This window comes from Halomonas sp. (genome assembly GCF_033549285.1).
GTDB lineage: Bacteria > Pseudomonadota > Gammaproteobacteria > Pseudomonadales > Halomonadaceae > Halomonas.
This window is the reverse complement of the sequence record NZ_JAWSUJ010000127.1, coordinates 1-9,659: the sequence shown is the minus strand read 5'-3', so window position 1 is coordinate 9,659 and position 9,659 is coordinate 1. Positions and strand designations below refer to the sequence as shown.

The following is a 9,659-nucleotide window of genomic DNA, read 5'->3' as shown; positions in this document are numbered from 1 at the left end:
ATGCTCGGTATAGAGCGGGGTGATCGCCGCCACGCCGAGCTCGACCGCCTTCTGAATGGCGTAGTCCATGCGCTCGCCCTTGGAGATCGCCTGCCCCAGGTGCACCACGAGCGGCGACTCGCCGGCGCCAGGGGCGACGGCCTCGATGCGCGCCACCACTCGCTTGCGGGAGGCCTCGGTGATTACCGCCCAGGCCTCCCGGCCGGCGCCGTCGAAGAGCCGCAGCGACGCACCCTCGGCCAGGCGCAGCACCCGGGCCACGTGGCGGGCCGGCCCCTCGGGCAGAACGACGTCGCCGCCGACGGCAAGGTCGGCGGCGACGTGGATGCGCGGGGCCTTCACGTGCAGGACATTCACTGACACGAGGCGCTCACCCTTACTGGGTCGCCTGCTCGCCCGACTGCTGGGCCTGTTCGGCCTCGCGCTTCTTCTTCTGGGCGTAGATCGCCTCGAAGTTGACCGGCGCCAGCATCAGCGGCGGGAAGCCGCCCCGGTTGACCAGGTTGTCGATGCACTCGCGGGCATAGGGGAAGAGCATGTTGGGGCAGAAGGCGCCCAGGGTGTGGTCGAGCTGCTGACCCTCGATGCCGCTGATGCGGAACAGGCCGGCCTGCTCGATTTCGGCCAGGAAGGAGGTGGTACCCTCCTCGCTGTGGGTGACCTGGGCGGTGACCTTGACGACCACCTCGTAGAGGCCTTCCCCGACCTGGCGGCTGGTGGTGTTCAGGTCCAGGCCGACCTTGGGCTTGAACGGCTGCTGGAAGACCGTCGGCGAGTTGGGTGCCTCGAAGGAGATGTCCTTGACGTAGATGCGCTGCAGGGCGAACTGCAGCTGGGGCTTGTCCTGCTGGCCGGCCGCCTGGCCGTTGGCGCCGGCGTTCTGGTTGTTCTCTTCCGCCATGGGAAAGGTCCTTTGATTCGGTGAATGCGTGTCGATGATGCGTCGCGGCCTGGTGGCGCTACTTCTTGACGACCGGCAGGCCATCGGCCTGCCACTGGGCCATGCCGCCCTTGAGCTTGAGCACCCGCTCGAAGCCCGCCTTGGTCAGCTTGGCCTGGGCGACGCCGGCGCTCTGGCCATGCTTGCAGGCCACGATGATCGGCTTGCCCTTGAACTTCTCGAGCTCGCGCATGCGCTCGTCGAGCTTGCTCTGGGGGATGTTGCGCGCCCCGGCGATGTGGCCCGCCTTGAACTCGCCGGCCTCGCGGAGGTCCAGCACCACGGCGTCCTCGCGATTGACCAGCTGGGTCGCCTCTCCGGAGGTCACGCCTCCGCTGCTGCTGTTGCGGACCTCATAGGCGATCCAGGCGGTCAACACCAGCAGGAAGGCCCCCACCAGCAGCGGGTGATTCTGCACGAATTCGAACAGCTGATCGATCATGGGTTCGGCTAACTCTTGTCTCGGGTGCACGGTGAACGGGGCCGGCCAGTCGCGGCGGCGCCCAGTATACACAAAGCCACGGCAGGCCGCGGCCTACGGGCAGGGCAATCGCAGTTACCCGAAGCGAGAGGCGCCGGGGACAGGTCGAAGGGGAGGTCCTATGCCAGGGATGGCATCGGTAGCGCCCAGGGAGGGGTTCACAGCGCCTCCCAGAAGACCTGTCGCCGGAACAGCCTCGAGCGTTACTTCCATCTGCGATAGCCCTGAGGCCGGGGCCGCTCAAATGACGTCCGGCGGTGCCCTGCGATATGATGCCGCAAGCAGATGCAAGTCGCGACCCCGGTGACCGCCCGCGCGCCTGCCGGGGCTGACAAGGACAAAGAGGCCCTCCCCATGACCGACCCCCGCACTCCCACCCCGCGCCCGGTGGCGCTGATCATCCTCGACGGCTATGGCTACAACGAGGACGCCAGGGACAACGCCGTGCTCGCCGCCCGCACCCCGGTGATGGATCGCCTGTGGCAGGAGCAGCCGCACACCCTGATCCATACCGACGGCCGCCACGTGGGCCTGCCGGATGGCCAGATGGGCAACTCCGAGGTCGGCCACATGAACCTGGGCGCCGGGCGCATCGTCTACCAGGATTTCACGCGCATCACCAAGGCCGTCGAGGACGGCGACCTGGACACCATCGAGGCCCTCACCGCGCCGATCGATGCCGCCGTGGCAGACGGCAAGGCGGTGCACCTGCTGGGCCTGCTCTCGCCGGGCGGCGTGCACAGCCATGAGGAGCACTTCCTGGCGATGGCCGAGCTGGCCGCGCGCCGCGGCGCGCGGAAGATCTACGTCCACGCCTTCCTCGACGGCCGCGACATGCCGCCCAAGAGCGCCATGGACTCGCTGGAGCGCACCAACGCCCGCCTCGCCGAGCTGGTCGGCCCGGAAAACGGCTTCGTAGCCTCGATCATCGGCCGCTACTACGCCATGGACCGCGACAACCGCTGGGATCGTGTCGAGAAGGCCTACCGCCTGATCACCGAGGGCGAGGGGGAATTCGAGGCGATCGGGGCCGAGGAGGGGCTGCGCCGGGCCTACGAGCGCGACGAGACCGACGAGTTCGTCACCGCCACCAGCATCCGCCCGAGCGGCGCGCCGGTGACCATGGCGGACGGCGATGCCGCCATCTTCATGAACTTCCGCGCCGACCGCGCCCGGGAGCTGACCCGCGCCTTCGTCGAGGAGGGCTTCAGCGGCTTCGAGCGCCGCGTGCGGCCCAGGCTCGCCGCCGACGGCCTGGTGATGCTGACCCAGTATGCCGCCGACATCCCGGCCCCGGCGGCCTTCCCGCCTGCGGAGCTCGTCAACACCCTGGGCGAGGTGATGGAGAAGCGCGGCCTCACCCAGCTGCGCATCGCCGAAACCGAGAAGTACGCCCACGTCACCTTCTTCTTCTCCGGCGGCCGCGAGGAGGAGTACCGGGGCGAGACCCGGGTGCTGGTGCCCTCCCCCCAGGAGGTGAAGACCTATGACGAGAAGCCCGAGATGAGCTCCGAGGAGGTCACCGACCGCCTGGTGGAGGCGATCGATGGTGGCCAGTTCGACCTGATCGTCTGCAATTACGCCAACGGCGACATGGTGGGCCACACCGGCGACTTCGACGCCGCGGTGAAGGCCATCGAGGCCGTGGACGCCTGCGTCGGCCGGGTGGTGGAGGCGATCCAGCGCGTCGGCGGTGCCTGCCTGGTCACCGCCGACCACGGCAACGCCGAGCAGATGGTCCACCCCGAGACCGGGGCGCCCCAGACCGCCCACACCACCTTCGAGGTGCCGCTGATCTATGTCGGCGAGCGCCCGGCGCGACTGCTGGACGACGGCAGCCTGTGCGACATCGCCCCGACCCTGCTGACGATGATGGACCAGCCGATCCCCGAGGAGATGACCGGCCGTGTGCTGATCGAGCGCGACTGAGCCGGTCGGGGGGAGGCCAGGGAATGGCGAGAGGCATCGCGGCGCTCGGCGCATGGCTGCCGGGACTGGTCCTGCTGCTGGGCCTGGCTTCCCCGCTGGCCGCCCAGCCCTCCGAGCGCGAGGCGCAGGCGCGCCTCGATGCCCTCGGCGAGGAGCTCAAGGAGGTCTCAACGCAGCTCTCCACCACTCGGGAGGCCCGGGACGAGGCCAGTGAGGCGCTGCGCGAGGTGGAGACGGCACTGGCCGAGACCCACCGCCGCCTCGACGCCCTGCAGGCCGAGCGGCGCACCCTCGATGACGAGATCATCAGCCTCGAGGCGCGCCGCGATCAGCTGGCCGCTGAGCGTGCCGAGCAGGTCGATGCCCTCTCGGCCCAGCTCGATGCCCTCTATCGCCTCGGCCGCACCCCCCAGCTCAAGCTGTTGCTCAACCAGGACGACCCGGCGCGACTCGACCGCCTGCAGACCTACCTCAACCGCCTGGCCCGGGCACGCAACGAGCGCCTCGACGCGCTGGCGCGGCTCGATGACGAGCTGGCGGAGACTCGCCGTACCTTGTCGCAGCGCGCCGAGCGCCTCGAGGCCGTGGCCGAGGAGCTTGCCGAGCGCAGCGCCACCCTGGCCGAGCAGATGGCGCAGCGTGCCACCCTGGTGACCGAGCTTGACGAGCGCTTCGCCAGCGAACAGGCCCGCCTGGCGACGCTCGCCCAGGACCGGGCCCATGCCGAGCGCACCCTGCGCGAGGTACAGGAGCGGCTGGCTCGGCTGGAGCGGCCACCGCCCTCCACGGCCATCGAGCAGACCCGCGGCGAGCTGCCATGGCCGGTGCAGGGCAGCATCGCCTCCACCTTCCACGAGGGGGCGGGCGTGCATCGCAACGGCCTGCTGATCCGGGCCGCCGCGGGCACCCCGGTCAAGGCCGTGCACGCCGGCCGGGTGGTGTTCGCCGACTGGATGCGCGGTTTCGGCAACCTGCTGATCGTCGATCACGGCGACCGGGTCATGACCCTGCATGCCCACCTGCAGCACTTCACCGCGGAGGTCGGTTCTGCCGTCTCCCGCGGCGATACCCTGGGCGCGGTAGGCGACAGCGGCGGCCAGCAGCGGCCGGGGCTCTACTTCGAGGTACGCCGCGGCGGCGACCCCATCGACCCGCGACGCTGGATCGCCCGCCAGCCCTGAGGCCCGGCTATTCCATAGATGCCCGGCCCCGGGCTATGCTGGGCTGCCACCTCCGGAACCGCGAGAATCTGCATGCCCCCATGTCCCGCCGCTCTGCCCACCGTGACGCGCCGCCTGGTGTCGGCACTGCTGCCGGCCGCCCTGCTGGCGCTCGCCCCCCTGCCCGTCGCCGCCCAGGACCAGAGCCCGGAGAATGACCTGCCGGTCGCCGAGATCCAGGCCTTCGCCGAGGTGTTCGAACGCATCAAGCGTGCCTACGTCGAGGAGGTCGAGGATGCCGACCTGCTGCGCAACGCCATGCGCGGCATGCTCAGCGAGCTCGATCCCCACTCCGCCTACCTGGACAGCGAGGAGTTCGAGAGCCTGCGCGAGTCCACCCAGGGGGAGTTCGGCGGCGTGGGCATCGAGGTGGGCATGGAGGATGGCCAGCTGACGGTGATCACCCCCATCGACGACACGCCGGCCTCCCGGGCCGGCCTGCAGTCACGGGACAAGATCCTGCGCATCGATGACACGCCCACCGACCGCCTCTCGCTGCAGGAGGCGGTCAACCTGATGCGCGGCGACCCCGGCACCGAGATCCGCCTGACCATCCTGCGCCAGGGCGAGAGCGCCCCCCAGGAGGTCACCCTGACCCGCGAGGTCATCCGCACCGAGAGCGTCAAGAGCGAGCTGCTGGAGGCGGGCTACGGCTACCTGCGGGTCAGCCAGTTCCAGACCCGCACCGGCGAACAGGTCGGCAGCGCCATCCGCCGCCTGGAGCGCGACGGGCCACTCAAGGGCCTGGTGCTCGACCTGCGCAACAACCCCGGCGGGGTGCTGCAGGCCGCGGTGGACGTCGCCGATGCCTTCCTCGACGAGGGGCTGATCGTCTATACCGAGGGGCGCCTGCCGGACAGCGAGATGCGCTTCTCGGCCGGTCGCGAGACGGCAGCCGCCGACGTGCCGCTGGTGGTGTTGATCAACGGCGGCAGCGCCTCGGCGGCGGAGATCGTCGCCGGCGCCCTGCAGGACCAGCGCCGCGGCGTGGTGATGGGGACCGAGAGCTTCGGCAAGGGCTCGGTGCAGCAGATCATGCCGCTGGGCAACGGCGAGGGGCTCAAGCTGACCACCGCGCTCTACTTCACCCCCGACGGGCGCTCGATCCAGGCCCAGGGCATCGAGCCCGACGTGGAGGTGATCCGCGGCCGCCTGGAAGTGGCCGAGGGCAGTGGCCTGGACGTGCGCGAATCTGACCTGGAAGGCCACCTGCGTTCCCAGGACGAGCAGCGCACCCGCAGCGAGATGAGCGAGCGCCTGCGCGAGGACTACCAGCTCGGCGAGGCCCTCAACCTGCTCAAGGCCCTCAACGTGCTCAGCCAGCGTCGCGGCGGCTGAGCGGCCGGCAGGCGCGGGGCAGGCGACCACGATGCCCCGTCGCCTGCTGCATCAGCAGCCGCTTGAGCGGGCCCAGCCGGTCGACGCCGGAGAGCCCCAGGTTGCGCGCCAGGGTGAGCGCCGGATGGCGGGCCCCGAACAGCAGCCGGAAACCGTCCATCAGCGCCAGCATGGCGGCATTGTCGCCGCGCCGCCGCCGGGCATAGCGACCCAGCAGCGTCGCATCCCCCGCGGAGAGCCCCCGTCGCCGGCCCGTGACCAGCTCCTCGGCGAGCACCGCCGCATCCATCAGCCCCAGGTTCACCCCCTGGCCCGCCAGGGGATGGATGCTGTGCGCCGCGTCCCCCACCAGGGCCAAGCCCGGCAGCACGTAGCGCTCGGCATGGCGCTGGCTGAGCGGCACCGCCAGCGCCCGGTCGGTCACCGTCACCTCGCCCAGCCGGTGCTCGATCGCCGCCGCCAGCTCCAGGCCCAGTGCCTCCCCGGGCAGGGCCACCAGGCGCTCGGCCTCCTCCGGGGAGGTGGACCAGACGATGGAGCAGTGGCGGTCGCCACCCTCGACATGCAGCGGCAGGAAGGCCAGCGGCCCCGTGGGGAGGAAGACCTGGCGCGCCACGCCGCCATGGGCGAGGCGGGTACGCACCGTGGTGACCACGGCCACCTGGCCGGTATCCCGGGTCCGGACACCGATGCCGGCCATCTCGCGCAGCGGTGAGCGGGCGCCGTCCGCGGCCACCACCAGGGGGGCCGTCAGCCGGCTGCCATCCGCCAGCCGTACCGTCCGCCCGTCGTCACCGGACTCGAGCCCGGCCACCCGGGCACCGAAGCGCGCCTGGACGCTCGGCAGCTCGGCAAGGCACGCCTCCAGTGCCGCCAGGGTGACGTCGTTCTCGATGATATGCCCGAGCACCGGCACCCCGGCCTGCTCCGCGGAGAAGTTCACCTCGCCGCTGCCCTCGCCATCCCAGACCTGCATGAAGCGGTAGGGGCTCACCCGGCGCGAGGCCATCCACTCCCAGGCCCCCAGCCCCTCCAGCAGCTGCCGCGATACCGGGGTCAGGGCACTGACCCGCATGGAGGGCGGCCCCTCGCCCGCGGCGTCAGGGTCGAGCGGTGCCTCGCGGGCATCCAGCAACGCCACCTCAAGCCCCGCCTGGCCCAGCAGGCAGGCCAGGGCCGTGCCCACCATGCCGCCGCCGACGATGATCACCTCGAACGTCGCCGGCGCGGGTCCCTGTTCTGCGCTCATGACCTCTGCCCCCCGTGATGGCCCCGATGGCCATGCTCTCTGTTCCGTGTGTCGGTGCCCAATGGCCACCCCCGTCGTTACTGCCCTTCCCGTTCCGGCGGCCAGCGCGCCAGGCACTACCTTACCCCGCCGCTACCCTGCCAGCCGTTATCTTTCCAGCCCCATGGCCCGGCGGGCCAGGCCACGACGCAGTGGCCCCATCAGGTTCAGCCCTACGAGGCCGGCGCCGCGGGCATGGGAGAGCAGAGGCATGTCGACCCCGAACAGGCGGACCAGGCCATCGCTGAAACGGATGACCTTGGAACGGTCGGCGTCCCGACGCGCCTCGAAGTCCTGCAGGACCGCCGGGCTCCCCGGGCTCTCGTCCCGCTCGATACCGGCCTCGATGGCGGCCACCAGGTCCATGACACCGCGCAGCGCCAGGTTGAAGCCCTGGCCGGCCACCGGGTGCAGGGCATGGGCGGCGTTGCCCAGCACCGCCAGCCCGGGGCGAGCGGTCTCGCGGGCAGTGATCAGCGACAGCGGGTAGGCATGGCGGCGACCCACCCGCCGGAAATGCCCGGCCCGGTCGCCGAAGGCCTGCTGCAGCTCGGCCAGGAAGTCCCCGTCGGAAAGGTCCAGGCGACGGCCCTCCTCGCCCCGCGCGTGGGTCCAGACCAGTTCCATGGCCTGGCCCTGGAGGGGCAGCAGGGCGATAGGCCCCGCCGGCGTGAAGCGCTCGTAGGCGACGCCGCCGTGGGGGCGGCTGACCTCGACGCTGGCGATCAGCGCCACCTGGTCGTAGGACCGCTCATGGCTCTCGATCCCCAGTCGCTCCTTGAGCCCCGAGCGACCGCCGTCGGCGAGCACCGTCAGCCCGGCCTCCAGCGCGCTGCCATCCGACAGCTGAAGCCGATGCCCATCGGCGACGGGGTGGATCGCCTCGACCCTCGCCGGGCAGTGCCAGGCCAGCGGCAGCTCGCTCAGCCGACCATGCAGCACCCGCCCCATCCAGGCGTTGGGGATCACGTGGCCCAGCGCCTCGACGCCCAGTTCCGCGGCGCGCAGCCGCGTCACGCCCAGGCGGCCCCGCTCGCTGACGTGGATGGTGCGGATCGGGGCGGCCATCTCGGCCATGCGGTCCCAGACGCCCAGGCTCGCGAAGTGCCGGGCGGAGCCACCCGCGATGGCGCTCGCCCGGGCATCGAAGCTGGGCTGCCAGGGCCCGGCCTGCTGTGGCGGCAGCGTTGCGGCCTCGATCACCGCCACCCTGAGCCCCGCCCGCTCGACCAGCGCGGCCAGGGCACAGCCCAGGCTGGCGCCCACCAGGCCGCCACCGATGATGGCGATATCCACCCTTTCTGCTTGATTCGGTGTCATGGCCACCGCCCCATTATTTCATAACGTACATTACATAAAGGCATTGGCAACCACTCCTCGGCTGGTCACTTTCTGTCCATCAGGGCTTCGATTTCCGCCACCCGCTTGGGCACGTCCGCGGTCAGCACCTCGTGACCGTCGGGGGTCACCGCTACGTCATCCTCGATGCGGATGCCGATGCCGCGGAAGGCCTCGGGCAGGTCGTCGTCATCGGGCACGTAGAGGCCGGGCTCCACGGTGAGCACCATGCCGGGCAGCAGGGCGCGGGGCTGGCCCTCGTGGCGGTAGGCCCCCACGTCATGCACGTCGAGTCCCAGCCAGTGGGAGGTCGAGTGCAGGTAGAAGCGCTTGTAGCTGCCATCGTCGATGCGCGCCTGGACGTCGCCCTGCAGCAGCCCCAGCTCGATGAGGCCTGCGGTGAGGTCGTGCACCACGCCCTCGTGGATCGTCGCCAGGGTGGCGCCGGGGCGGACCGCGGCGACGGCGCGCTCCTGGGCGGCCAGCACCACCTCGTAGAGGGCCCGCTGGGCCTCGGAGAAGCGGCCGTTGACCGGGAAGGTGCGGGTGATGTCACCGGCATAGAGATCGAACTCGGCGCCGGCATCGATCAGCACCAGGGTGCCATCCTCCAGGGGGGCATGGTTCTCGATGTAGTGCAGCACACAGGCATTGAGGCCGCCACCGACGATGCTGGCGTAGGCCGGACCGCTGCCGCCCTGCCAGCGGAACTCGTGCTCGAGCTCGGCCTGCAGCTGTCGCTCCATCAGCCCCGGGCGAGCGGTGTGCATGGCCCGCAAATGGGCCCGGGCGGAGATCGCCCCGGCATGGCGCATCAGGGCCAGCTCCGCCTCGCTCTTGCGAAGGCGCTGCTCGTGGATCAGGTCGCTGACGTCGGCGAAGGCCGATGGCGCCACCGCCCCGCGACGTGAGCGGCCGGCCAGCTCACCGCGCACCTCCTCGGCGAGCGACAGGGCCTCGGCATCGCCCAGCGGCAGGTAGAGGGCATGACACCCGTCGAGCAGTTCGGCCAGCCGCGCGCCGCGCTCGGCATTCTCGAAGGCCTGGTCGATGCCGTGCTCGCGCACGGCGCCCTCGGCGCCCAGGCGGATGCCCGTCCAGGCTTCCAGGGTCGGGTCGCGGTCC

9 protein-coding genes are annotated in these 9,659 nt (G+C 71.0%); 3 read left to right on the top strand and 6 right to left on the bottom strand.

What is annotated here, in order from left to right; genetic code table 11:
• The 3 genes from SCI24_RS19340 to SCI24_RS19330 form a co-directional block, all read right to left on the bottom strand.
• Positions 1–363, bottom strand: a 363-nt coding sequence (locus SCI24_RS19340; RefSeq protein WP_318726930.1) for an RsmE family RNA methyltransferase, incomplete at its 3' end; no start/stop codon positions are given.
• Between the two features lie 13 nt (positions 364–376).
• Positions 377–901: a protein-export chaperone SecB gene (gene secB, locus SCI24_RS19335; RefSeq protein ID WP_106231121.1), complete on the bottom strand. Its 525-nt coding sequence runs from the start codon at positions 899–901 to the stop codon at positions 377–379.
• Positions 902–959: 58 nt separating this feature from the next.
• The gene (locus SCI24_RS19330) at positions 960–1,382 is read right to left on the bottom strand and encodes a rhodanese-like domain-containing protein (RefSeq protein ID WP_282733883.1); all 423 of its coding nucleotides are present in this window, start codon (positions 1,380–1,382) and stop codon (positions 960–962) included.
• A 393-nt stretch (positions 1,383–1,775) separates the two neighbouring features.
• Between SCI24_RS19330 and gpmI the strand changes: the two genes are divergently transcribed.
• The 3 genes from gpmI to SCI24_RS19315 all read left to right on the top strand — a co-directional run bounded on the left by gpmI (position 1,776) and on the right by SCI24_RS19315 (position 5,908).
• Positions 1,776–3,350, top strand: coding sequence for a 2,3-bisphosphoglycerate-independent phosphoglycerate mutase (gene gpmI, locus SCI24_RS19325; protein ID WP_318726929.1), 1,575 nt, complete (start codon positions 1,776–1,778; stop codon positions 3,348–3,350).
• Between the two features lie 23 nt (positions 3,351–3,373).
• Positions 3,374–4,531: a murein hydrolase activator EnvC family protein gene (locus tag SCI24_RS19320; RefSeq protein ID WP_318726928.1), complete on the top strand. Its 1,158-nt coding sequence runs from the start codon at positions 3,374–3,376 to the stop codon at positions 4,529–4,531.
• 72 nt (positions 4,532–4,603) lie between these two features.
• Positions 4,604–5,908 carry a S41 family peptidase gene (locus SCI24_RS19315; protein WP_318726927.1) on the top strand — a complete coding sequence of 435 codons (1,305 nt, stop codon included), beginning with the start codon at positions 4,604–4,606 and terminating at the stop codon, positions 5,906–5,908.
• Here the strand turns inward: SCI24_RS19315 and SCI24_RS19310 are convergent.
• From SCI24_RS19310 to SCI24_RS19300, 3 genes are all read right to left on the bottom strand, one after another.
• A complete protein-coding gene (locus tag SCI24_RS19310; protein ID WP_318726926.1) occupies positions 5,886–7,157 on the bottom strand; it encodes a UbiH/UbiF/VisC/COQ6 family ubiquinone biosynthesis hydroxylase in 1,272 nt (423 codons plus the stop codon). The two genes, SCI24_RS19315 and SCI24_RS19310, sit on opposite strands and share 23 nt — an antisense overlap.
• 147 nt (positions 7,158–7,304) lie before the next feature.
• Positions 7,305–8,516, bottom strand: a complete 1,212-nt coding sequence (ubiH, locus tag SCI24_RS19305) for a 2-octaprenyl-6-methoxyphenyl hydroxylase (RefSeq protein ID WP_318726925.1) — start codon at positions 8,514–8,516, stop codon at positions 7,305–7,307.
• 65 nt (positions 8,517–8,581) lie between these two features.
• A partial coding sequence (locus SCI24_RS19300; protein WP_318726924.1) for a M24 family metallopeptidase occupies positions 8,582–9,659 on the bottom strand: 1,078 nt, incomplete at its 5' end.